The sequence below is a fragment of the Priestia megaterium genome, assembly GCF_041941685.1.
In the GTDB taxonomy this organism is placed as follows: domain Bacteria; phylum Bacillota; class Bacilli; order Bacillales; family Bacillaceae_H; genus Priestia; species Priestia megaterium_C.
The window spans coordinates 3,900,011-3,924,434 of record NZ_CP130958.1 but is presented as its reverse complement, the minus strand read 5'-3'; the positions used below and the strand labels follow the sequence as shown (position 1 = coordinate 3,924,434).

Below are 24,424 nucleotides of genomic sequence, written 5' to 3'. Positions count from 1 at the left end.
ATGGCGCCGTTTGAAAAGTGGTTTTTATCATCATCCAAAGAAAGCCTCGAGAATTATGAAGCGATGATAGGCGGAATGGCTGAGATGATTAAACGTCACTACCATGAACTAAAATCCCCTTATACTCACATAGACGTTGACGAACTATCGAACTTAGTCAATCGTTCGGTCTATTTTAGCGAACACGAACAGCCGCTAGAAGATCTGTTTGATGACGTACAAGCCGTAGTGCTGGATCATTCGCTTCATATTTCGCATCCCGGGGCAATGGCGCACTTGCATTGTCCTCCGATTATACCGGCCCTTGCTGCGGAAGTGATGATTTCTGCTTTGAATCAATCTATGGACTCGTGGGATCAAAGTCCGGCAGCTACGTATATAGAAGATCAAGTGATTGATGAGTTAACACAACAAATTGGTTATTCAAGCTCTTCTTCCGGCGTTTTTACAAGCGGAGGGACTCAGTCGAATTATATGGGACTTCTGCTTGCTCGTAATGAATATTGCCATGCTGCATTTTCAATTAATGTTAGTGAAGAAGGTTTACCGCTCCAAGCTAAAAAACTGCGGATTTTCTGCTCCGAAAAAGCCCACTTTACGGTGCAGCAATCTGCAGCTCAGCTTGGATTGGGCATGAATGCAGTGGTGAGTGTAAAGTGCAATGAAAGGCACGAGATGGATATAGAAAATTTAGAAGAAGCGATACGGGAAGTCAAAGCACAGGGAAACCTTCCTTTTGCTGTTGTAGCAACGGCAGGCACGACGGATTTTGGAAGCGTGGATCCTCTTTTTGAAATAAGTGAGCTTGCTAAAAAAGAAGGGCTTTGGCTTCATGCTGACGCCGCTTATGGAGGAGCGCTGCTATTTTCACATAAATATCGTGAACGCTTAAAAGCTCTTGAACGAGCAGATTCTATTACGATGGATTTTCATAAGTGGTTTTATCAGCCGGTGAGCTGCGGTGCATTTCTATTGAAGAATTCAGCTATGTTCAAACACATTCAGCTTCATGCAGATTATCTAAATCCCGAAGAAGATGAGCATGTACATTTGGTAGATCGCAGTATTCAAACGACCAAACGATTTGACGCCTTGAAGCTATGGTTGACTTTCCGTGCAGTAGGTACAAATGAGTATGGAAAAATGGTTGATCATACCATTGAAACGGCTAAGCAGACAGCTGAACATTTACGAAAGCAAAGGAATATTACGGTGTTAAATGATCCTTATATGAACGCAGTTGTATTTCGCTACGTGCCAGATACTTTATATGGTGATTGTCAAAAACAGCAGCATTATGAAAATAAGTTAAATCAGCGTATTCAGCAGCATTTATATGAAAAAGGCACTTTTATCATGGCAAAAACAAAGCATAAAGAGCAAGCTTATTTAAAGCTAACGATGTTAAATCCCATGATTACAATTGATTCTGTTGCCACTCAGTTAGAGGAAGTCGTGGCTTTAGGAAAAGAGTTGGAGAAAAAGGAGGAGCGATTACGTGAACGCTCAGTTATCGGCTAATTTTATTACGATGCAAAATATTATTAATTGCTATATTCGAGAAACAGGTAAGGGAGTATGGCAGTCCGTTTCAGAAATGAAAAGCGAGGAAACGCTCGTTCTTAGGTTAGAAAAACAGCCGGTAACTCTTTACTTTCCAGTAAAGTACCGTTCAGCTACCGGACGTCACTTGTTCTTTCCAGTCTTTTATTATCGCATTCAGAAAGAGGAGCTCAAGGAATTAGATGTCGTCACTCTTTTAGCCTTTCTTTTAAAAGAAGTAACAGATCATTTACTACAGGTGAATGAGCTAATTGTACGTGTGCTATTAAGCTACGAAAATATGAAATTGTTCATTGAAAAAAGACAGAAAGAGTTAGAAACGTGCTATAAATGGGACAAAACGTTCTTAGAATCTGAGCAGTCATTGCTTATTGGCCACCAGCTGCATCCCACACCTAAAAGCCGTCAAGGGATATTACCTGAAGAAGAAGAGGTGTTTGGGCCTGAAGTGAACGGCAAATTTCAGCTTCATTATTTTAAAGCACATAAATCTCTTGTTGCAGAACAGTCTGCCGGGAGTCAAACCGCTTCACAGCTTATTAAAGAGCAGCTGAAAAAAGATAACAAGGTTTCTGAAGAATTCATACAGTCGCATTGCCAAGCGGACGATTATTCACTTATACCTATGCATCCGCTGCAAGCTCGTTATCTTTTAGGAAAAGAAGAAGTGTGTGAATGGATTCAAAAAGGCAAGCTTGCTTATCTAGGGCCACACGGTCAGCCGTTTTATCCGACTTCGTCTGTTAGAACCGTATACAGTAAAGATGCAGATGTGATGTACAAATTTTCTATTCCGGTAAAGATCACTAATTCACTGAGAGTGAATAAACGCAAAGAATTAAGCAGAGGAGTAGAAGTTAGCCATTTATTGCAAAAGGGATTACAGGCGGAGCTTCAAGAAAACCATCCGGCTTTTCAAGTGATTGAAGACCCTGCTTACATCACGCTTGGAAAAAAGGAGCTTGGGTTTGAAGTCATGATTCGAAGCAATCCTTTTCAAGGTGAGCATGGGAACCGTACAACACTTCTAGCCAGTTTGTGTCAAGATCATGTGTTTGGGAAAGCTTCTCAAATTGATAATATTATTAACCATATTGCTGCAAGTGAAAATAGCACGAATGAAGACGTAAGCAAACGCTGGTTTAAACGTTATTTAGATGTCTCTTTTCACCCGATGATGTGGCTTTACACTCAAAAAGGAATCGCGCTGGAAGCTCATCAGCAAAATTCCGTTATTAAGCTTGATGAAAGCGGGTATCCATCGGTGTTTTACTACCGCGACAACCAAGGCTACTACTTTATGAAATCAAAGGAACAAGAGCTTCGCGAGCTGCTTCCTTCGTTAAACGGAGAAAGCGATACGGTATGTGATGACGCTGTAGCGGAAGAAAGATTTCGCTATTACGTATTTTTTAACCATATTTTAGGATTAATCAATGCTTTTGGTACAGCTGGTCTCGTTCAAGAGTCGGACTTGCTATTGATTTTGCGAAAAGAGATAGAGATGTACAAAGAAAAAGATCATACAAGTCTTGTTTTATCGATGCTAGAAGAGGAAACGCTGCCTTGCAAAGCCAATTTCTTAACGCGTGTTCATGATATGGATGAGCTGGTAGGGTCTCTTGAAACGCAGTCTGTTTATGTAAATGTTGAAAATCCTCTGTACGAATCTGCAGGTGTGCGTGTATGAATTCAGCATTACAAACGAAGTATCCATTTATAATTCAGCAAAAGGAGCAGAGCATCACCTTTCGCTCTGTTTCTTTTAATAAAGATTTCGACCGTCTCTATAAGTGGATGCATGAACCGCATGTTATTCCGTATTGGAATTTAAATATTTCAAAACAGGCGTATGAGCAGCATTTAAAAACATTTTTAGCGGATTCTCATCAAAAACTGCTAATTGGAGAAATTGACGGTGTACCTATGAGCTATTGGGAATCTTATACGGTTGACGGAGATATTATCAGTAACTATTACCCTTATGAAAAAGGAGATCAAGGAATTCATTTATTAATTGGAGAACCTGCTTTTTTAGGAAAAGGCTATATTTATCCGCTCCTTCTTAGTTTACTAAAGCACAAGTTCCAGGTAGCAGATACTGCTAAAGTAATAGCGGAACCAGATATACGAAATGAAAAAATGATTGCAGTATTTAAAAAATGCGGGTTTCAATTTATGAAAGAAGTGTCGCTGTCTGATAAAACAGGCGTACTGCTGAAATGTGAAAGAAAAGTATTTGAAAGAAGGTGGAGCGAATGGAACAACGGGACATTTTAGACGTAATTGGAGTAGGAGTTGGTCCATTTAATTTAGGATTAGCAGCTTTAATTGATAAAACAGACTGTACATATAAATGTTTTGAACAAAAAAATGAGTTTAATTGGCATCCAGGAATGCTTTTAGAAGGGACAACTCTTCAAGTTCCGTTTATGGCAGACGTGGTCACGATGGTGGATCCGAAGAGTCCGTACACGTTCTTAAATTATTTGCATGAGCATGAGCGCTTGTATCAGTTTTATTTCTTTGAGAAGTTTCACATTCCAAGAAATGAATACAATCATTATTGCCGCTGGGTAGCGAGCCAGCTGAGTGGGCTTGAATTTAACAGCAGAGTAATAGAAGTAAAAATGCATGAAGACGCTAAACCTTTTTATGAAGTAACGGTTGAAAAAGAAGGAAAGCTTCATACCTATTACAGCTATCATCTTGTAACTGGAGTAGGTACACAGCCCGTAGTGCCAAGAGACTTTCAATCAGTAGCCAGCGATACGTTCTATCACTCTGCTCAGTACAAAATGAAACGTGAACAAACGCTGAAGGCTAAAAGTATTACCGTAATTGGCTCTGGTCAAAGCGCAGCTGAAATTGTCTATGATTTACTTCAACAGCAGCCTCAGTTTGACTATAAGCTGAATTGGTATACGCGCTCAAAAGGGTTTTATCCGATGGAATATTCAAAGCTTGGCCTTGAACATTTTTCGCCTGACTATACCCGCTATTTTTACAGATTGCCCCAAGAGAAAAAAGAGAGCGTTTTACGAAATCAAGCTCTTTTATACAAAGGAATAAGCTTTGAAACGATTGGCGATATTTATGATTTGATTTACGAACGAACAATTGGAGGAAAAGAAGTGCCGCTAACGATGCGCGCGCTTACGGAACTTGCAGGCGTTGAAAAGACAAACGCTACACATCTTCTTACTCTTCACCAATACGAGCAGGACTCGTTTGAAAAAGAAGAAAGTGAAATTGTCATTATGGCCACGGGCTATCATGCAAAAGAGCCTGCTTTTATGGAAGGTTTAAACGAACATTTGGTGTTTGATGAAAAAGGACAGCTGAAAATTAACGAACTCTATCAAGTTGAGGTGAAGAAAAAAGGAGCCCCGCTATTTGTGCAAAACGGAGAGCTTCATACACACGGAGTTGGAGCTCCAGACTTAGGCTTAGGCGCTTATCGCAATGCTGTTTTGATTAACCAAATTGCAGGTAAAAACGTGTACAAAATATATGAAAATACTGTTTTCCAAAAGTTTGGATTTTAAGAAATGATTTCTACGCGTTTTGTTTTTATCTGTTTGTTTATGACCATGACGTCAGAAGTGTTATTATCACCATTTTATCCACAGTATTTTACAAATGCATTTCATGTAGATGGAGTGATGATGACGTCTTTTTTTATTATTTGCTGCCGGATTGTGGTCATTGTTATGACACCTTTATGGGGAATGCTGCTTAAGAAATGGAACGTAAAATATGTAGTTGTAACGTCACTTCTAATGACAGCCTTAATTAAAGTCATTTTGAGCGAAGCTTCTACTTTTTATGGATTTTTAGCCACTTCCTTAGCGCTGCTTGTATTTCAAAGCAGTTTATATCTTTTGTATCCATATTTAGTAGGCGGCATGAAAAATGGACAGAAAAAGGCAAGTGCTGCAACAACCTATGTATTTATTGTTCATACGGCTATTATTGTCGCTAGCTTGTTTGGAAGTGCGATTATTGCATGGGAAATGCCGCTTAAAGTATATCAATACTTTGCTTTAGCTGATATGGTACTGGCCGTATGGCTCATAACAAGAAAAGCTTCATCTTTAAAAAAGAAAAAACACCAGCATACATTCAAAGTATAAACGAGCCTATTTTTTTCTATTTGCTGGCTATTTTCTTTTTTCACCTTGGACACAACGTTATTCGCCCTTATTTTACATTGTTTACAAATGAAACATATGGCATGAGCAGTCAAGGCAGCGCTTTGTTATATGTGATGCCGAGCATTATGGCGATCGTCTTAAAGCTTACGGTACCTACAAAGCTATTTAATGGAAAAGTTATACCGCTTTTTTATAGCGTAACGGGTGCTAGTGCTTTACTGCTATGTTTGCAAGCATATGCCGATTATCTCAGCATGTTTATTATAAGTCGAATTTTATATGGAGCCGGGTTTTATCTCAGCATGGTTATACTTGATATCTATTTATTTCAAAAAAGCAAAGAAGGAGCTGCTTACTATTACAGCTGGCTTATTGCTGTTCAAAATATTGCCCTGCTGATTGCACCGCTTTTAGCACTAGAAATCAGCAAAGTAAACTTAGCGCTTCCTTTAGCAGCTGGTGCCGCTCCTTTGCTAGCTGCTAGCGCTGTAATGCCGCTGCGTAATAAAACAATCCCTATTCTAAGACAAGTAAAGGAGAATGAAGGATGAAAATCAAAGAAACGAATCTTTCCGTATTTAATAAGCAATCATGGGAAAAAGCAAATCGCCAGCTTTTAGCTAAAATGCTGCAGGAATTCATGTATGAAAATATTATTGAGCCAAAACAGCTGCAAAAGCAGGGGGCGCTTGCCACGTATCGATGGGAAGACCACCGGGGCGTTACGTATACATATCAAGCGAAACAGCGATTGTTTGACAGTTTTTCTGTACTGCCAGAAAGTATTAAGCTGACATCTAAAGCGTCAATCCCTACATTTTCGGAGGCCTTGCAGCTGTTAATTAGCTTATCTGAAGACAAAGGAATGTCTAGCTCAACCGCAGGTCACTTAGCAAAAGAATATTTTCATACATTAATAGCAGACGTGCATTTGCAAAATCGAAAATCAGCTGATGAATTAGCAGGTATGGATTATGCGGAGCTAGAAGGTGAAATGACGGGACATCCTTGGATTACATACAACAAAGGGCGCATCGGATTTGGCTATGATGATTATCTGCGGTTTGCACCTGAGCAAAAACAAAAAATTCAGCTTTCATGGATTGCTGTTGCGAAGCAAATTGCTTCGTTTCATTCATTAGATACCCTCGGCTTCGATGATGTCATGAAGCAGGAGCTAAGCGGTGAGACGCTAGCTGAATTTGAAAAAGAATTAACAAGCCAAGACCTTTTAGCAGCGGACTATTACTATATTCCTGTCCATGAATGGCAGTGGATGAACGTGATTGTTCCTTTATTCGCTGAATACATTGCAAATGATTTAATTGTTCCGTTAGGAGAAGGTGAAGATCAATATTTTCCTCAGCAGTCGATTCGTACATTTGTGAATACAACAAATCGAGATAAATATCATGTGAAGCTTCCCATGAGTATATTAAATACGCTTGTGTACAGAGGCCTTCCAAGTGAGCGGACGGTAATTGCTCCTCAAGTAACTCAGCACATTAAAGGCATACGAGATCGCGATGCGTTTTTAAAAGATACGTGCAAAGTAGGACTTTTAGGTGAAGTGGCTACGTTAAACGTAACTCAGCCCACGTTTGCTTCTATTAAAAACGCGCCTTATCAGTATTTAGAAATGCTGGGAGTCGTTTGGCGTGAAAGCATCTATCAAGAGTTAGAAGAAGGAGAGCATGCGATTACGCTAGCTGCGCTTTTACATGTTGACAGTAAAGGGAAAGCTTTAGTTTCATCTTATATAGAAAAGTCGGGCTTAACTCCTGTCGAGTGGATTGATGCGTTAACCAGCGCTGTGTTGCCGCCGCTTCTTCATTACTTATATCAATACGGTACTGTATTTTCTCCGCACGGTCAAAATACGGTATTAGTGCTCAAACATAACAAGCCCGTTCGAATTATTATGAAGGATTTTGTAGATGACGTGAATATTAGCGATCAGCCGTTTGAAGAACTGCAGCAGCTATCTTTTGAATTGAAAGAAGTGTTGCGCAGCGAAGAGCCGGAAGGACTGACACAGTTTATTTTAACAGGGTTATTTGTTTGTCACTTCCGCTATTTAGCGACTATTTTAGAAGAGCATGAAGGCGTAGAAGAAGCGGAATTTTGGAAAAGTGTACGAGCAGAAATTTTACATTATCAAGCATCATTTCCACATTTGAAAAAACGATTTGAATTGTTTGATTTATTACGTCCAACTATTACGAAATTAACGTTAAATCGAAATCGAATGTTTGATTACGGATACGAAGATGACGGAGATCGTCCTCACGCAAGCGAATATGGCAAGGTACGGAATGCCGTGCATGAAGTTAGTGAAAAAGCTGTGCAATAATAAGGAAAAGCCGCTGGTTTTGTGCTAGCGGCTTTTTTATGTTTAATTCAAAAGCAGCAAGAGAATTGGATGAGCTACAGCACTTTAGGAAACACTCATTTTAGGTATGTGTAGAACGTAAAGGTGAGTGAATGAACGATTTGATGGGAGTAGATGTTAGAACAACAAGTACACAAGCTGAAGCAAACGTTTCGGCTTTCTTTTGTCAAAGCCTTATTTCAATGTCGCATCGTTACAAGGATAATGGTACAATTGTCTGTATATTTAAAAAAGAGAGGGAATTACATGAAATCGCATATTCAAAAACATTTAACTTCATATAAAGAGAAATATAAAAATCGCGGTCGGCTGCTAATTAGCTGTCCGGACAAACCGGGTATTGTATCGGCTGTGTCTACGTTTTTACATGAGCACGGTGCAAATATTGTAGAATCAAGTCAGCATTCAACGAACCATGAAGGGGGTATGTTTTTTATCCGTTTCGAATTTGAATGTGAGGATTTATTAGCTAAAGAAGCAAAACTAGAAGAAAGCTTCAAAAAAATTGCCGATACATTTTCAATGAACTGGCAGTTTACATATGCTCATAATTTGAAAAAAACAGCTATTTTTGTGTCAAAAGAGCCTCATTGTCTACTAGAGCTGCTGTGGGCATGGGAAAGCGGAGATTTGATGACAGACATCGCTGTCGTTGTGAGCAATCACGAAGATGCGCGCGAAGTGGTTGAATCATTTGGTATACCGTTTAAGCATATACCGGCGACAAAAGACATTCGCCAAGAAGCAGAAGCCAAACAGCTGCAGGTATTAAAAGATTATAATATTGACGTGATTATCTTGGCGCGTTATATGCAAATTTTAACGTCGACTTTTGTGGCTGAAAATCCATATCGTATCATTAATATTCACCATTCATTCTTACCGGCATTCATTGGAGCACGTCCATATGAACGCGCATATCAACGAGGTGTAAAATTAATTGGTGCTACGTCTCACTATGTAACGGACGACTTGGATGAAGGACCAATTATTGAACAAGATATTGAACGCGTGAACCACCGTGATGATGCAGATGACTTAAAGAAAAAAGGCCGCTTAATTGAACGTACGGTGCTGGCGCGTGCTGTGAAATGGCATTTAGAAGACCGCATTTTAGTACATGAAAACCGCACAATTGTATTTAATTAACAAAGACTAAGTTGTTAAAAAAGTAGTTTAGCCTAAGGAAGATCCGAACGATGAATCGAGATTCTTGAGAGAGAATGAAATTCGTTCGGATTTTTTTATGGTCATGGTAAACGTAGATTTCATCTGTTTAGTTGCTTCTAGCGGTTGATTGGAGGGCAAGGCGAAGACTCCTGCGGGGAAAGCGGAACAGAGGAGACCCCGCAAGTGTAAGCGACGAGGAGGCTCATCGGCCGCCCGCGGAAAGCGAAGCCTTGCACGGAGATCAACCGCGGTATCATAAGCGATTCATACTCGATTATTTAATTGATTTTGTTAGGTCTCATTCTCGTTTTTTTCGGGGAAATTGCGTATCTAGATGATAAAAAACTTTTCTATATGCGCTGAGATTTAGTTGTTTACTTAGCTCGTGAACACTTATACAATAGAAAAGGACTTTTTAATAAAGGAAGTGTCGGAAGTGAAACAATATCTTGAACTTTGCGAGCATGTGTTAGCAAATGGAACAAAAAAAGAAGATCGGACAGGAACAGGTACAATTAGCACATTTGGCTATCAAATGCGTTTTAATTTACAAGAAGGTTTCCCGGTATTAACGACAAAAAAACTTCATTTGAAATCAATTATTCATGAACTGCTTTGGTTTTTACAAGGAGATACAAACGTTAAGTATTTACAAGATAACGGCGTGCGCATTTGGAATGAATGGGCGGATGAAAACGGCGAGCTTGGCCCTGTGTATGGTCATCAGTGGCGTTCATGGCCAACGCCGGACGGAGAAAAAATTGATCAAATTACAAATGTTATCAATCAAATTAAAAACAACCCTGATTCTCGCCGCTTAATGGTAAGCGCCTGGAATGTGTCTGATGTAGACAATATGGCTTTGCCGCCGTGTCACTGCTTATTTCAGTTTTATGTAGCGGACGGCAAATTGTCTTGTCAATTGTATCAGCGCTCAGCTGATATTTTCCTAGGCGTACCGTTTAATATTGCTTCATATGCGCTGCTTACAATGATGGTGGCACAAGTGTGTGATTTAGAGCCAGGTGATTTTGTTCATACGTTTGGCGATGCGCATATTTACAGCAATCACATTGAACAAGTAAACCTGCAGTTAACGCGTGAGCCTCATGCTTTGCCAAAAATGAAAATCAATCCAGACGTAAAATCGATTTTTGACTTTAAATTTGAAGACTTTGAGTTAGTAGACTATAATGCGCATCCTCACATCAAAGGAGCTGTGAGCGTATGATTTCCCTCATTGTCGCAATGGATCAAAATAGGCTGATCGGTAAAGAGAATGATTTGCCATGGCGCCTTCCGGAAGATTTAAAGTATTTCAAGCGCATCACAACGAGCCATACGATTGTAATGGGAAGAAAAACATTTGAATCAATTGGACGACCGCTCCCTAATCGTGAAAATGTGGTTCTTACGCGTCAAAAAGATTATCAACAAGAAGGAGCAACCGTTATTCATTCAGTTGAGGAATTAGAAGCATTAGATGCTGAAAAAGAAGACGAGCTCTTCGTGATTGGTGGAGCTACTCTGTATGAGCAAACATTAGACGTTGCAAACCGACTTTATATTACGCATATTGAAGAATCCTTTGAAGGAGATACACATTTTCCTGCGATTGATTTGAGCGAATGGAAAGTTATTTCGAAGCAGCAAGGAATTAAAGATGAAAAAAATCCCTACACGTATTATTTTACCGTATACGAGCGAAGCTGATCTCTTTTGTTTATAAAAAACGCGAGTCTGGTACAAAAGTATGTTAGTCGAAGAAAGATCCGAACGTTGAATCGTTCGGATCTTTTCATTATGAGGGTGAAGGTAGATTTCATGTATGTAGGTGCTTTTAGCAGTTGATTGGAGGCTCACCGGCCGCCCCAGGAAAGCGAAGTCTCGCATGAAAATCAAATGCGGTGTAACAAGCGCCTCCTACTAGCTAGCTCCTATACTCCATTTATTCGTCTTTAGATTGATTTCGTTATGTTTCAATCTCTTTTTATATTGATTTTAATTGCTTCATCATTTCGTGAAAAGCCGCTGGGCTCACAAATTGTTCAGGGCTCCAGTTAGCTTCAATCCACTGAACCAGCTCGCTTGGTGTATTAAAAACTTCTTCGCTCGTATCTGCTTTGCGAAGCATGTATCTACCGTTTTCTTCATCTGCAACTATTTCGCACGGAACGGCACTTTCATGACTTTGAAGCGAAAACTCCATTTATTCCACAACCTTTCTTAATTTATACCTGTTATTGCATCAGCTGCATGTAGAAAGTATGGGCAATTTTGTAAGTCTATTTAGCGTTTGCTAAACATATGTAAAGTATGTGGACAGTAAAATAGTTGGAAAAGTTTTTTTAGTTATTATTAATGAAAAATAATGATTTTTCTAAATTTTTTGTGATATAATGTACAAATTAATAATGGTAGAAGAGGAAGGAAGTTGGTTATGAAACAACAAGTAGATAATCGAACAAAACACGTACATTTAGAGGACATCATGATTGCAAATCAATTGATTAAAGATGTTGTTGTGCATACACCACTACAGCGTAATGACGTTTTGTCTGAACGATATGAATGTAATATCTATTTAAAACGTGAGGATTTGCAGGTGGTGCGCTCATTTAAAATTCGCGGTGCGTACAATCGAATCAAAAAGTTATCCCCAGAAGAATTAGAAAATGGAATTGCCTGTGCAAGTGCAGGAAACCACGCACAAGGTGTAGCATATGCGTGCCGTCATTTAAATATTGATGGTAAAATTTTTATGCCGAGCACAACGCCGCGCCAAAAAATTAATCAAGTGAAATTTTTAGGCAAAGATAACGTAAAGGTCGTACTAATCGGAGATACGTTTGATGATTCTTATGAACAAGCTATTGCATGCAGTGAAGAGGAACATCGAACATTTATTCACCCATTTAATGATGTAGACGTTATTGCAGGACAGGGTACAGTAGCCGTTGAAATGTTCAATGACTGTGAAGATGAAATTGACTACGTATTTGCGGGTATCGGCGGGGGCGGATTAATTTCCGGTGTCGGCACATACGTAAAAAGCATCTCGCCTCAAACAGCTGTAATTGGGGTAGAACCAGCAGGCGCGCCTGGCATGCAGACATCTTTAGCAAATGGAAATGTAGTGACGCTACCGGCAATCGATCCATTTGTAGACGGAGCAGCTGTTAAAACAGTCGGAACGCTTCCGTATGACATCAGTAAAGAGCTTGTGGACGATATTGTAGTTGTTCCTGAAGGCAAGGTTTGCACAACCATTTTATCTCTATACAATGAAAATGCGATTGTAGCAGAACCAGCAGGAGCTCTTTCTATTGCTGCTCTTGACTCATACCGTGAGCAAATTAAAGGAAAAACGGTTGTTTGCGTCATCAGCGGTGGAAACAATGACATTGGACGTATGCAAGAAATCAAAGAACGTTCGATGATTTATGAAGGATTACAGCATTATTTTATCGTTAATTTTCCTCAGCGCGCAGGAGCTCTTCGTGAGTTTCTAGACGAAGTGCTTGGACCGACAGACGATATTTCGCGCTTTGAGTATACCAAAAAGAATAACAAAGACAGCGGACCAGCACTTGTGGGAATCGAGCTCAAGCATAAAGAAGATTATTATCCACTGATTAATCGTATGGATAAAAAAGGATTTCCTTACACAGAAATTAATAAAGAAAGCAACTTGTTTCACTTATTTATTTAAATAGAAGGTCATTTTAAAAGGAATGCTTCATCAACTGTCGAATAAGTTGATGAAGCATTTTTATTTTAAAAAATATTTGTGTTTTCTTTTTATTTTATCAAGACAGAAAGTGCCTTAAGCATTATAATAAAATAAACGGGTAAAAAGAGGGTTGATCGCCTTGCTATTAAAAAGCCTTGAATTTAAACATGTCAGTGGTCAAAAAGTAAAAATTACTGAAATTCCAGTTTTAGAGGAAAATAGCACGTTTCGGTTCATGTTATCTGCAAAACTTGATTTATTTATTAGACAAATCACGAACGAATCAGTTCCGAAGCAAACCTACTCGTTTCAAGAATATTTAAAACGCGTGTTGAAATGGAAAGATTACGAACAGCTCTTTAAGTCTCATGTATTAAAACATAATGCATAAACGTAAAAGTTGACTTTTCTGAATATTTCAGCAGAGTCAACTTTTTTTTGTTGATATAAAAGGTTGAACATGCATTTTGCGAATTAGCAAAACGTGCATTCTATTATAACTATATTGTTGTAAGTGTTCATGTTATACTAGTCTGCAATGCATCTTATAGGGGTGAACACATGGCGAAAATTAAAGTGGTAACGGATTCAACAATTGATTTAACGTTGGAAGAAGCGGAAAAGTACGGTATTGAGATGATACCTTTATGTATTAATATTGATAATGAAACGTATTTAGATCGCGTGGAATTAACGCCGACAGATTTTATTGAAAAAATGAAAAATTCAAAAGAATTACCAAAAAGCTCTCAGCCAGCTATTGGTTCTTTTGTTGAAGTATATGAACGATTAGTTAGTGAAGGGTATGACGTCATTTCGATTCACATGACTGGGGGAATGAGCGGAACTGTTCGAGCAGCTGAAAGCGCGGCTCAAATGGTAGAAGGAAACATCACCGTTGTTGATTCTATGTACATTACAAAAGCTCTTTCGTTTCAAGTCCTTGAAGCGGTGAAAATGATTGAAGATGGGCATACAGTAGAAGAAATTATCATGCGCTTGGAAGAGGTCCGTCAAAATACGAATCTTTTTGTCGTAGTTGATACGCTTGAAAATTTGGTTAAAGGTGGACGTATTGGGCGAGGAAAAGGATTGATCGGTTCTCTTTTAAATATTAAGCCGATTGCTTCTCTAGCTGACGGAGTATATACTCCTGTTGCTAAAGTGCGCAGCCATTCTCAAATTGTTAAGTTTTTAACGAAACAGTTCGAAGAGCATACAGAAGGAAAAAGTATTAAAGGAGTAGGGCTTGTACATGCAGATGGATTTGGACTCGCCTCTAAGTTAAAAGAATCAATCGTGAAGGCAAGGGGCTATACGCAATTTTCGATTGAAGATACGACGCCTATTATCTCGACGCATACGGGTATTGGTGCAATTGGTTTTATGTATTTTGCTGAATAAAGTGGGTTGCTTTTTGCAAGTCACTTTTTTGGCTTTCTCTTTTTGGAAAAAGGGGAAAGAGAAGTGGACGAACGTGTGATATAATAGAATCAACTTTCTACCAGCGAATGCTATGCTGGTTACTATTCTTTTGAATCCGGAGTATACCGATGAAAAAATATATTCGAAATTTGAGTGTGTTTAACAAAACGGTTTTATTTTCTACTTTAATTGTAGTTGCCCTTGGAGTCATTTCTTTAGCCATTAGCTATCAAGTTCAAAAAAAGATGGCAAAAGAGACACTAACGCAGCACGCGTTAATTATGGCTGATTTATGGAGGGAGTCTTTATCTAAACAAGACGTAATAGCAGCAGTGGATTCAAGGAACGGGACGATTCCTGAAAAAGACGAGCTAGAAAAGCAGTTTAGAAAGATTTATGAATTGCATCCGTCGTACTTGCAGGGATATATTATGACGACCGAAAAATTCAAGTCGCATGGAAATAAGATTATCGTAACAGCGAATAAGAAAATTAAGCAATCACTGGAGCCGTCCATGATTTATTATGGAGGAGAAGAATTTTACAAATCATTTAAGCAAGCAGAACAAGAAAAGAAGAATATCGTAACATCTACATACAAAGACGAATTCGGGACGTGGATAACCGTTTTATCGCCTATTACAAACAGCTCTGGAAAAGTCGTGGCTATTCTTGGTGTAGATATAGATGCAAGCGCTATCTATATCTACCAAAAACGTTTAATTGTGGCTTTGATCGTTGCGTTTACGATTTTGTTTACCTTCATTATTGTTATTCAAGACTGGGGACTAAGGCGATTAATGTCGCCCCTAGGAGAATTAATAGAAGGAATTCAAGCAGTAAGTCAAGGGAAGTTTGATGTAAAGCTGACACATGAAAATGATTCTGAGTTAGGGAATGTACACACAAGATTTAATGAAATGACCGAGCGGCTTCAGCAGCTTTTTCAACAAGTGTCAGCAACAAAAGAACAGCTGAACGTAGAAACGAATTTCAGTCATTCAAAAGATGGAATTGCTAAAGCGATTGATGAATTAGAAGTTATTATGGAAAAAACGAGGATGCAAAAGGAATTGCAACGAGCAGAGAAAATGAATGCAATTGGTCAATTAGCTGCTTCTGTAGCCCATGAAATTCGAAATCCTATGACGGTGGTAAAAGGGTTTTTACAGCTGTTTCAAGATAACACAAAGCTTTCAAACACTGAATTAAGTTACATTCATCTTATGATTAACGAAATGGACAGAGCGGAAGCGATTATTCATGACTATTTATCTTTAGCCAAGCCGGATGTTCATCAGCATCGTTTTATTAACTGCTTGGAGTGTATTACAAGCTTAGTAGACTTATTATCTTCTTATGCTTTGTTAACAAATAATATACTCATAGAATTAGATGCAAAAGAAGAGATGTATGTTCGCGGCAGCCGAAACGAATTGAATCAAGTTCTGCTTAATATTATGAAAAATGGAATTGAAGCCATGAGAGCTGGAGGAACGCTTCGAGTAGGGCTTTACAAGCGAGAAGGGCATGTACATATTCAAATTGAAGATACTGGTATAGGCATGACCAGTGAACAAGTGAACCGGCTGGGAACAGCGTTTTATTCTTTAAAAGAAAAAGGAACAGGGATTGGTCTGATGGTGTCTTATCAACTGGTCGAACAAATGAATGGAAGAATTGAAGTGGAAAGCATACCAGGAAAAGGTTCAACGTTTACCTTGATTTTCCCTAGCTATGACTAAACTTTAACCGTGCAGGAGGAACATATGAAAAACTGGTCTTATAAATTGTTTTTTTTACTGCTCATTAGTTGTATGATGTTAACAGCCTGTGGTTCCAAAATAGAAAATCCTCTTAATTGGAAGATGGACTCTTTTTCTTATGTTAACCAAGATCAAAAGAAAGTAGGGCTAAGTCAGCTGAAAGGGAACGTTTGGGTAGCTAACTTTATCTTCACAAGCTGCGAAACCGTATGTCCCCCAATGACGGCTCATATGGCTAAATTACAAAAAATGGCCAAGGATGAAGGGCTGGAGGTTCGCTTTGTTTCATTTAGCGTAGACCCTGAAGTGGATACTCCACCGAAAATGAAGGACTATGCGACTAAATTTGGCGCTGATTTTTCAAATTGGGATTTCTTAACGGGTTATAAACAAGCGGAAATTGAAAAGTTTGCGCTGGACCAATTTAAAACGATTGTGAAAAAGCCGCAAGAAAATCCGCAGGTTATTCACGGTACGGATTTTTTTCTAATTGACAAAGATGGAGTCGTTCAAAAATCTTATCAGGGAGTGACTGATCCTCCTTATGAAGATATGATAAAAGATATCAAAACCCTTCAGTGAGAGCTATAAATCCGTCAAATCTATCCGCCAAACACAGCTATCTTTATAGTGATGTGTTAGCGGATATTTTTATGAAAGAAACATGCTTATCCTTTTTTTACATATACTATATATAAGAAACGTAGTAAAATATCAACTTGACATAGTATGATAAGATATAAAGATATAGTTATTCAGAGCGGTAAGCAGTATTGCTTGTGACAGCGAGAATACAGCATAGTTAGTAGGTGTTATGATGAGAAAATGGAAAAGTATAGTGATAAGCAGTATGAGTGCGGTGGTGTTAGCGAGCTGTTCGACGACGACTTTTTTGCCAACGGACAATAAAGAAGAAGCCGTTCAGAAAGAAGTGGATTTAACACCTAAAAAGCATATTCCGAAAGGCTTTTTTCCTGTAGATTTAGATATTGTAGCCATTGGTGACTCATTAACAGAAGGAGTAGGAGATGAGTCTAAAAAAGGCGGTTATGTACCATACTTAACTAAATACCTTTCTAAACAAAATGAAGTGCAAAATGTACGAACAGAGAATCTGGGCAAAAGAGGAAACCGGACGGATCAGCTATTAGCGAGGTTAAATCAGCCAGGAGTAGCAGCTGAAGTATCAAGAGCTGACATCGTTTTCTTGACGATTGGCGGCAATGACGTGATGAAAGTGGTAAGAGATTATTTTTACAATATCTCAATTAAGACGTTTGAATCACAGCAGTCAAAATATGAAAAACGTCTAAATGACGTGTTTTCACGTATACGTAAGCTTAATCCTAATGCTCATATTTATTTAATTGGTTTTTATAATCCATTCTTTAAATCGTTAAGTGATGTGAAAGAAATTAATGTCGTTATTAATGAATGGAATGCGGCAAGCGAGAAAATTGCTTCTCAATATGATAATGTAAGTTATGTAAAAATTGATGATATTTTTTATGATTCTGACGTAAATTTATTAGGGAAAGACGAGTTTCACCCTAATAAAAAAGGGTACAAACTAATGGCTGAGCGCATTAGTAAATCAATGGAGGAAGAAGATCCTCTCGTTGGAGACCAGAAAAAGGAAACAGCAGAAGAAGTTACATCTGATGAAAAAGAGAAAAACACGAAAGAGAGTGGGAACGAGTAAGGAGATTGTTATATGAAGAAGTGGAAAACCCTATTTATCGCGTTATTAGGGATCAATGTTCTAGGGGCTATCCTTATTATTGCGTTTATTTTTCAACCGGTTGACAAGGCCAATCCAACTCCCTCTGAAAAAGTAGAAGGAGACGCAGAACTAACTATTTTGGCTAAAAAAGCGGACTTAAATGTACTGATTGATAAATATTTAAAAAAAGAGTTTAAGAATCAGCCGCTTAACTACAAAATTACTCTTACCGATGTAGTAAGAGTAGATGGTACGATTCAAGTATTCGGCGATGATATTAATATTCGAATGACATTTGATCCAATCGTACAAAAAAATGGAGATATTGTGCTTGAACAGCAGTCACTTTCTGTTGGAAAGCTACAGCTTCCTGTCCGCACAGTGCTTCGATACGTGAATAATAACTTTGCGCTACCAGAATGGGTAACGATTGATCCAAAGAATGAATCAGTATACGTAGCGTTACAGCAGATGAAGTTAGAGAGTGATTTTGCTGTAAAAGTACAAAAGTTTGATTTAAAAAATGATGATATTCGCGTACGTTTAATTTCGCGCAGTGAATAAAAAAACCTTCCAATTTGGAAGGTTTTTTTTTGTTAACGATCTTGGGAAATCAGTGCTTCTAATACAGGACGGTTCTTAGCAAATCCGACGGCATATACCGTATATGTTCGATTCGGACGAAGGTTCAGTGCCGGGATTTCGAGTACTACATTTTTGGTTCCCGATATGCGCACACTAAGTTGAACATGCATGGGGGATAAAGGCAAATATTTTGTGACTTCTTTAAACTGCACTCCAGAAAAAATGACGTCTCCGCCTCTAGCTGCAATATCCACAGCAGGAGCATCAGGAGAAAGATGCACAAACCGAAGCTTTGTTTCTCCACTTGGTACATCCGTATTGTCATAGATAAATAATAAATCAAGCTTATTTAGCTCATCTACCGCCGCTACCGTGTAATTTTGGTTTCCTTCGAATGTAAATGATTCCGTTAAAACAGGCCTTCCCGTTTCTCCAGCGGGATAAATAGAAATTGTATATCTTCCAGGTTCTTGTAATTCAATATAATCTGTTTCTTGTTTATAAGTTAAATTGCGAATCACTCGTTTGTTGTTAATATAAATATCTACAGATGGAGAATCTGGAGAAGCGTGAAGTATACGAATTTGCGGTGGATTTACACGCAAATTCGTATTTTCAGAAGAAGTTAAGATGGCCTGCTGGATATAGTACAAATGCTTTTGATAATAATGAATATGCTTAGATGGATCACTATACTTATAGTAGTTAGCTAGAAAATCGTGTTTCATTGCTTTTTTAATATATTGATCAAAGGAATAATTAGCCATATGTTCAGCTCCCTTATTGTCGGAGTATAAAAACATTTCCATACGTAACCAAACATATGCTAAAACTCATAATTTATGCCGATCACTGATCACTCCCGAGACCTCCCAGAAGAAACAATGAGCCAAATGCCCTCTATGTGCATATACTGAATCAAATTATTGACTGAAGGCTTAGTGTACGACCGAAATTAGTATAGAAAAAAGGAGTGAGAGCATGCGCGATTTTTATGCTCGGATGCTACGGTTAATTATGTTAAGTTTTTTACTGCTGCTACTTTTAATTCAATTTACAGAGCGCTCTACTTCATTTATTCACATTACCCCCGCGCTAAATAAAGTAACCGAGCGAATTGAGCTGATTACCTATGATCAATAAATGTATGTTTTCTGCGTTTCGATATGCACTTGTTCTTTATGCTATCTGCTTTACATTTTTATTTGTTAGTACAGTTCCAAGCCTATTTGGTTTCACCGTGACCGTTCAAGAAACGGATTATCACCATCTGCATCGCGGAGATATAGTTGTCTTTAGAGACGAATTATCTTCTTCAAAGAATGAACTTGTACTGGCCCATAATCAAGAGCTTGATGTACTGGTTACAGCTCAAAGAGATTCTTTGCCTGCTTCTTTTAAAGTGATTGGAAGCTACGCATACCACCTCCCGTATATAGGGTTCATTATTGAGTTTATGAAAGATTTTACTACGTTACTGGTGATGGGAAGTATTTTACTTTTGTTGTTTTCGTATACGCTGCAGCCCAAAAGGCGAATATGGCGTAAGAGAAAGTGAAAAATGGGCGAATGCACATACAGGACAATCGACTAACGCATATAAAGTACAGTGTACGAAATGAATAAAAAAAACAAGAGGAGAGATTGCTATGTATAACTACGATTGTTACGACCCATGCCATCACGGAGGCTATCACCACCTATATGATACTTGCCACTATCCAATTAGCTATCCAATTGGCGGTTATCATCATTGCGGAACGGGCCAGTCATTTGCATTAATTGTTGTGCTATTTATTTTATTAATCATCATTGGCTGCACCTGTTTTTGCTGATTAGATCTCATTTGCTCGCATGTGCGAGCTTTTTATAACAGATGGAAAAGGACAAACTTACATATAAATTGTTTAAATAATAAAAAAATTTTGCCAAATCAACATTTACCATATTATACTATAGCTAGTAACTCAATAAGCGAAGGTGAATATATGGAAAAGGAAAAAGTATTTCAACAGCTATTTTCAATGTCATTTACACCAATGCTCGTAATGAATATGGATGGAGATATTCAAATTTTAAATGAAGCGTGCTGCCACCTTTTTAAAACGACGGAGGAACGACTTCTTTCCTGTAATGTATTTGAAGAGCCAAATCGCTTTTTTATTGAAAAGCATGAAGTGGAACCGTTAAGAAAGCAAGAGGAAGAAGTTGTTTTACTTAAGAAAAAAATAGATCAGCAGTTTCCGATGCACATCCATATTCAGCGCACGGAAGAGGATATTCCGCTCTTAGTTGTTCAGTGGAAAGAGTTTTCCTCAAGTATTGAAAAGCAAGAGGAAGTCATTCGAAAAATGAAGCAATATAAGCAGTTTGTCCAGCAAAGCCAAGATGCATTTATTGTAACAAGAGAAGGCAGAATTCAATATTTGAATCCCGCTGGTGTTAAACTTCTTGGCGGCGAGAAAAAAGAAGAGTATATCGGGCGTCCTTGGCTTCATTTTATTCACCCCGAACATTTAGAAATCGTAAAAGAACGAATGGTTCAGCTGATGAATGGAATGTCCGTGAGGCCGCGTGTTGATGTGAAACTATTGACTAAAAAAGGAGTCGTCATTATTGAATCTTCGGCAACCAAAATTAAGTTTGAAGGACAGGATGCCATTCAGTATATTATTCGCGACGTAACGGATCGAAAAAAATATGATGAAATGGCAAGCAAATCTGAAAAGCTTACAATGGTGAGCAAGTTAGCGGCAGGAGTAGCACATGAAATTCGTAATCCAATGACGGCGATTAAAGGGTTTATTCAGCTGTTAAAAGCATCGAAACAGTACAACGAAGAATACAATGATATTATGCTTGAAGAATTGAATCGCGTCGAATCCATTATTCAAGAATTTTTAACGCTGGCCAAGCCTAAAATTGAAAATTCATACCACCCCAAAAGTCTCAATCAAATCATACGTCATGTGACATTACTATTAGATACACACGCCAATTATAAAAACTGTCGTATTATTAATGAGATTAGTGATGAGATTACAATCTTTTGTGAAGAAAATGCGCTTAAACAAGTTTTTATTAATTTAATTCAAAATGCGCTTGAGTCAATGAGCAAAGGTACAGTTAAAGTCACCGTTGAGAAAAGAAATGAATACGGCATGGTCATTATCGAGGATGAAGGCTGTGGAATTGATGAGCAATCTTTAGCTCGGCTAGGTGAACCGTTTTATTCCACTAAACAAACAGGAACGGGGCTAGGGTTAATGATTAGCTACCGAATAATCGAACAGCATCAAGGGCATATTTCATTTGCGAGTAAAGTAGGAGTAGGAACAAAAGTAGAAATTGCTCTTCCGTACATTAAAGAACCAGTGAACATTTCATAGCGCTTGCTATTCGTTCACTGGTTTTTATTTATTTGGAATAAAAACGAATGTTTTTTAAAAATTTTATTTTAATGTTCGTGTATATTGTTGACTGAAGGGTTTGTTTTTGATATATTATCAAATGGCTAGAAAATAACCGAATAATAATAAAAAAGAAAATTCGGTCAATAACTTTTATCTTTTACCCAAAGAAAAAAGATGATGGGAGAATGTACAATGAACTCAAATTATGATGTTATTGTGGTAGGGGCAGGACCCGCTGGGATTTTTACTTGCTATGAGTTAACGTTAAAATTACCGGAAGCAACTATTTTATTAATCGATAAAGGACACGATATCTATCGACGTAATTGTCCGATTCTTCAGAAAAAAATTGAAAAATGTCCGCCTGCGGTTGGTAAAAAAGAGTTTGCTGGCTGTTTGCCTGCTTGTTCTATCACAAATGGTTTCGGTGGAGCCGGCGCATATTCAGACGGGAAATTTAATATCACCAGTGAATTTGGAGGCTGGATGACGGATTATCTGTCTGAATCACAGGTGGTAGATTTAATTAAATATGTGGATGAAATTAATTTAAAACACGGAGCAACCGATACGATTACGGATCCGTTAACTGATAAAGTTCGTGAAATTGAAAAACGCGGATACGCAGCAGGATTAAAGCTACTGCGTGCCCAGGTGCGTCATTTAGGAACAGAGCAAAATTTAGAAATTTTAAAAAGTATTTATGAATACTTAAAAGAAAAAATTGATATGCAGTATAAAACGGAAGTAGCCGATTTAATAACAGAAAAAGAAGACGGTCAGCATATCGTGCGCGGTATCGAATTGAAGAATGGTGAAAGAATTACGGCTGATAAAGTGGTTGTTTCACCAGGTCGAGACGGCTCGAAGTGGATGAGTGACTTACTAAAAAAACGCCGTTTAAAAATGATTAACAATCAAGTGGACATCGGCGTTCGAGTAGAAACATCCAACGTTGTTATGGAAGAAATCAACAAGCACTTGTACGAAGGGAAATTCATTTACAATACGTCTGTAGGTACAAGAGTCAGAACGTTCTGCAGCAATCCTTCAGGACATGTGGTAGTAGAGAATCATTCAGGTATTATGTTAGCAAATGGACACGCATACAAAGATCCGAAGCTTGGAAGTCAAAATACGAACTTTGCGCTGCTTGTTTCTCATAAATTTTCGGATCCATTTGATCAGCCGAACGAATATGCGCACGAAGTATCAAGGTTAGCTAATATGCTGTCAAACGGGGGCTTAGTTGTTCAAAAGTATGGAGATATTTTAAAGGGCCGTCGTTCAACAGCGACTCGAATTAAAGAAGGCTTTTTAGAACCAACGTTAAAAGAAGCTGTACCTGGTGACTTGGGCTTAGTGCTTCCTTACAATACGATGAAAAGCTTAATTGAAATGACAGAAGCACTGGATCATGTAACGCCTGGGTTAGCATCTGAACATACGCTATTTTACGGTGTGGAAGCGAAATTTTACTCCGCCCGTCCGAAGTTGAACGATAAGTTTGAAACTGAAATTTCCGGTTTATACGTGGGAGGAGACGGAGCTGGTATTACGCGAGGGCTCGCGCAGGCAAGTGCGTGCGGTGTGTGGGTAGCGCGTGACATTGTTGAAAAATTAAAGAATCGCAAAGCAAGTTCTGAACCTGTTACTGTATAAGAAAAAGAGGCCGTCACGGCCTCTTTTTTTATATGTGTTAAATAACAAGAGCGAATAAGTAAAAAGTAAAGAACTTGTACCGCTCCAACTCCGATAGTTTTATATGATAATTACCCGATCCTTTTTTAAAAGATATTACGGAATCCATACTTCTATCGTGAGCAGAATTAAATAGAATAAGGCGAATTGATAATGTCCATTTATTTCTATTAATAAATTCAGTGAAATTTTAGGGGGGTTATATCAAGCAATACAAGGATAAAATCAACAGTTGAAAAGAGTTATTTTTTGATGAGTAATTATGAAAGCAGTAAAGTACACGGATGTTAGAATAATTATGCAAATTTATGAATGGGAGTTAATGAGAATAAAGTTCACTTTACAAACTATTTTTTGAATTAATTTTTTATCTATTAGATTGTAAGTCTTGTTAAATAAGTATTTGTGGTTTATTGAAATATGATGTAAATATTTTAAAATATAACAATTCTCAACTTTTTATGATAAAATTATGCATTATTTTTGAATAAAAACTTGACAGAAACATATAAAATGAATTTTAATTAAAGTAAGAATTATTATCATGCAAAAACATTAAAGAAAATTATCTGCTTAATCTCTTTTGTTTTATAAGAGAACGGGGGACCCATATTTGTGCGTAATGTACTTGGGGTGAATCTTGAATGAATCAAGTAGGGTAACTCACGTACCCGAATCCGACAGCTAACTCCGTAAGCATTCAGTGAGGGAATAACAGGTCTATGAAACCATGATATTCTCATGGTTTTTTGTATAGCTAAAAATATTCCTGAACTATTAATCTGAAAATTTTTAA

24 protein-coding genes and 1 riboswitch are annotated in these 24,424 nt (G+C 38.0%); of the genes, 22 read left to right on the top strand and 2 right to left on the bottom strand.

Annotated features, from left to right (window positions below; translation table 11 throughout):
• The 10 genes from Q5794_RS20875 to Q5794_RS20830 all read left to right on the top strand — a co-directional run bounded on the left by Q5794_RS20875 (position 1) and on the right by Q5794_RS20830 (position 10,995).
• Positions 1 to 1,521: an aspartate aminotransferase family protein gene (locus Q5794_RS20875; RefSeq protein ID WP_214984461.1), complete on the top strand. Its 1,521-nt coding sequence runs from the start codon at positions 1 to 3 to the stop codon at positions 1,519 to 1,521.
• Positions 1,499 to 3,253: an IucA/IucC family siderophore biosynthesis protein gene (locus tag Q5794_RS20870; RefSeq protein WP_214984462.1), complete on the top strand. Its 1,755-nt coding sequence runs from the start codon at positions 1,499 to 1,501 to the stop codon at positions 3,251 to 3,253. Before Q5794_RS20875 ends, Q5794_RS20870 begins: the two co-directional genes overlap by 23 nt.
• The gene (locus Q5794_RS20865; RefSeq protein WP_192996310.1) at positions 3,250 to 3,843 is read left to right on the top strand and encodes a GNAT family N-acetyltransferase; all 594 of its coding nucleotides are present in this window, start codon (positions 3,250 to 3,252) and stop codon (positions 3,841 to 3,843) included. Before Q5794_RS20870 ends, Q5794_RS20865 begins: the two co-directional genes overlap by 4 nt.
• Positions 3,822 to 5,111: a lysine N(6)-hydroxylase/L-ornithine N(5)-oxygenase family protein gene (locus tag Q5794_RS20860; protein ID WP_214984463.1), complete on the top strand. Its 1,290-nt coding sequence runs from the start codon at positions 3,822 to 3,824 to the stop codon at positions 5,109 to 5,111. Before Q5794_RS20865 ends, Q5794_RS20860 begins: the two co-directional genes overlap by 22 nt.
• Before the next feature lie 3 nt (positions 5,112 to 5,114).
• Positions 5,115 to 5,699, top strand: a complete 585-nt coding sequence (locus Q5794_RS20855) for an MFS transporter (RefSeq protein ID WP_374988402.1) — start codon at positions 5,115 to 5,117, stop codon at positions 5,697 to 5,699.
• Positions 5,633 to 6,271 carry a hypothetical protein gene (locus tag Q5794_RS20850; RefSeq protein ID WP_374988401.1) on the top strand — a complete coding sequence of 213 codons (639 nt, stop codon included), beginning with the start codon at positions 5,633 to 5,635 and terminating at the stop codon, positions 6,269 to 6,271. Before Q5794_RS20855 ends, Q5794_RS20850 begins: the two co-directional genes overlap by 67 nt.
• Complete coding sequence (locus Q5794_RS20845) at positions 6,268 to 8,073, top strand: IucA/IucC family siderophore biosynthesis protein (RefSeq protein ID WP_214984465.1); 1,806 nt, start codon at positions 6,268 to 6,270, stop codon at positions 8,071 to 8,073. The genes Q5794_RS20850 and Q5794_RS20845 overlap by 4 nt, the downstream gene beginning before the upstream one ends.
• Before the next feature lie 285 nt (positions 8,074 to 8,358).
• Positions 8,359 to 9,261, top strand: coding sequence for a formyltetrahydrofolate deformylase (gene purU, locus Q5794_RS20840; RefSeq protein ID WP_057233894.1), 903 nt, complete (start codon positions 8,359 to 8,361; stop codon positions 9,259 to 9,261).
• Positions 9,262 to 9,718: 457 nt separating this feature from the next.
• The gene (locus tag Q5794_RS20835; protein ID WP_013058746.1) at positions 9,719 to 10,513 is read left to right on the top strand and encodes a thymidylate synthase; all 795 of its coding nucleotides are present in this window, start codon (positions 9,719 to 9,721) and stop codon (positions 10,511 to 10,513) included.
• Positions 10,510 to 10,995 (top strand): dihydrofolate reductase, encoded by a 486-nt coding sequence (locus Q5794_RS20830; RefSeq protein WP_016765324.1) that lies wholly within the window; start codon positions 10,510 to 10,512, stop codon positions 10,993 to 10,995. The genes Q5794_RS20835 and Q5794_RS20830 overlap by 4 nt, the downstream gene beginning before the upstream one ends.
• A gap of 277 nt (positions 10,996 to 11,272) precedes the next feature.
• On the opposite strand, the gene Q5794_RS20825 is transcribed toward Q5794_RS20830, so the two are convergent.
• The gene (locus Q5794_RS20825; protein WP_214984466.1) at positions 11,273 to 11,491 is read right to left on the bottom strand and encodes a hypothetical protein; all 219 of its coding nucleotides are present in this window, start codon (positions 11,489 to 11,491) and stop codon (positions 11,273 to 11,275) included.
• A gap of 231 nt (positions 11,492 to 11,722) precedes the next feature.
• Between Q5794_RS20825 and ilvA the strand changes: the two genes are divergently transcribed.
• From ilvA to Q5794_RS20790, 7 genes are all read left to right on the top strand, one after another.
• Positions 11,723 to 12,994: a threonine ammonia-lyase IlvA gene (gene ilvA / locus Q5794_RS20820; RefSeq protein ID WP_013084697.1), complete on the top strand. Its 1,272-nt coding sequence runs from the start codon at positions 11,723 to 11,725 to the stop codon at positions 12,992 to 12,994.
• Positions 12,995 to 13,154: 160 nt separating this feature from the next.
• The gene (locus Q5794_RS20815; RefSeq protein ID WP_013058743.1) at positions 13,155 to 13,406 is read left to right on the top strand and encodes a YpmP family protein; all 252 of its coding nucleotides are present in this window, start codon (positions 13,155 to 13,157) and stop codon (positions 13,404 to 13,406) included.
• Positions 13,407 to 13,576: 170 nt separating this feature from the next.
• Positions 13,577 to 14,419: a DegV family protein gene (locus Q5794_RS20810; RefSeq protein ID WP_192996322.1), complete on the top strand. Its 843-nt coding sequence runs from the start codon at positions 13,577 to 13,579 to the stop codon at positions 14,417 to 14,419.
• 149 nt (positions 14,420 to 14,568) lie between these two features.
• On the top strand, positions 14,569 to 16,185 hold the full coding sequence (locus tag Q5794_RS20805; protein WP_268574961.1) for an ATP-binding protein: 1,617 nt from the start codon (positions 14,569 to 14,571) through the stop codon (positions 16,183 to 16,185).
• Between the two features lie 24 nt (positions 16,186 to 16,209).
• Entirely contained in the window at positions 16,210 to 16,788 is a 579-nt protein-coding gene (locus tag Q5794_RS20800; RefSeq protein WP_285229656.1) for an SCO family protein, read from the top strand.
• A gap of 232 nt (positions 16,789 to 17,020) precedes the next feature.
• On the top strand, positions 17,021 to 17,908 hold the full coding sequence (locus tag Q5794_RS20795) for an SGNH/GDSL hydrolase family protein (RefSeq protein ID WP_230933461.1): 888 nt from the start codon (positions 17,021 to 17,023) through the stop codon (positions 17,906 to 17,908).
• 12 nt (positions 17,909 to 17,920) lie between these two features.
• Positions 17,921 to 18,493 carry a YpmS family protein gene (locus Q5794_RS20790; RefSeq protein ID WP_013058738.1) on the top strand — a complete coding sequence of 191 codons (573 nt, stop codon included), beginning with the start codon at positions 17,921 to 17,923 and terminating at the stop codon, positions 18,491 to 18,493.
• A 32-nt stretch (positions 18,494 to 18,525) separates the two neighbouring features.
• On the opposite strand, the gene Q5794_RS20785 is transcribed toward Q5794_RS20790, so the two are convergent.
• On the bottom strand, positions 18,526 to 19,281 hold the full coding sequence (locus Q5794_RS20785; RefSeq protein WP_214984468.1) for a DUF4397 domain-containing protein: 756 nt from the start codon (positions 19,279 to 19,281) through the stop codon (positions 18,526 to 18,528).
• A 214-nt stretch (positions 19,282 to 19,495) separates the two neighbouring features.
• Here Q5794_RS20785 and Q5794_RS20780 point away from each other — a divergent pair, with 214 nt between their 5' ends.
• From Q5794_RS20780 to Q5794_RS20760, 5 genes are all read left to right on the top strand, one after another.
• Positions 19,496 to 19,657, top strand: a complete 162-nt coding sequence (locus Q5794_RS20780) for a hypothetical protein (protein WP_164796341.1) — start codon at positions 19,496 to 19,498, stop codon at positions 19,655 to 19,657.
• Positions 19,647 to 20,072, top strand: a complete 426-nt coding sequence (locus Q5794_RS20775) for a hypothetical protein (protein WP_251033883.1) — start codon at positions 19,647 to 19,649, stop codon at positions 20,070 to 20,072. Before Q5794_RS20780 ends, Q5794_RS20775 begins: the two co-directional genes overlap by 11 nt.
• A gap of 91 nt (positions 20,073 to 20,163) precedes the next feature.
• Positions 20,164 to 20,349 (top strand): YjcZ family sporulation protein, encoded by a 186-nt coding sequence (locus Q5794_RS20770; RefSeq protein ID WP_075419415.1) that lies wholly within the window; start codon positions 20,164 to 20,166, stop codon positions 20,347 to 20,349.
• 153 nt (positions 20,350 to 20,502) lie between these two features.
• The gene (locus Q5794_RS20765; RefSeq protein ID WP_214984469.1) at positions 20,503 to 21,903 is read left to right on the top strand and encodes an ATP-binding protein; all 1,401 of its coding nucleotides are present in this window, start codon (positions 20,503 to 20,505) and stop codon (positions 21,901 to 21,903) included.
• Positions 21,904 to 22,119: 216 nt separating this feature from the next.
• A complete protein-coding gene (locus tag Q5794_RS20760; RefSeq protein ID WP_013084690.1) occupies positions 22,120 to 23,589 on the top strand; it encodes an NAD(P)/FAD-dependent oxidoreductase in 1,470 nt (489 codons plus the stop codon).
• A gap of 599 nt (positions 23,590 to 24,188) precedes the next feature.
• Positions 24,189 to 24,343: riboswitch (cyclic di-AMP (ydaO/yuaA leader) on the top strand.
• Positions 24,344 to 24,424 lie beyond the last annotated feature (81 nt).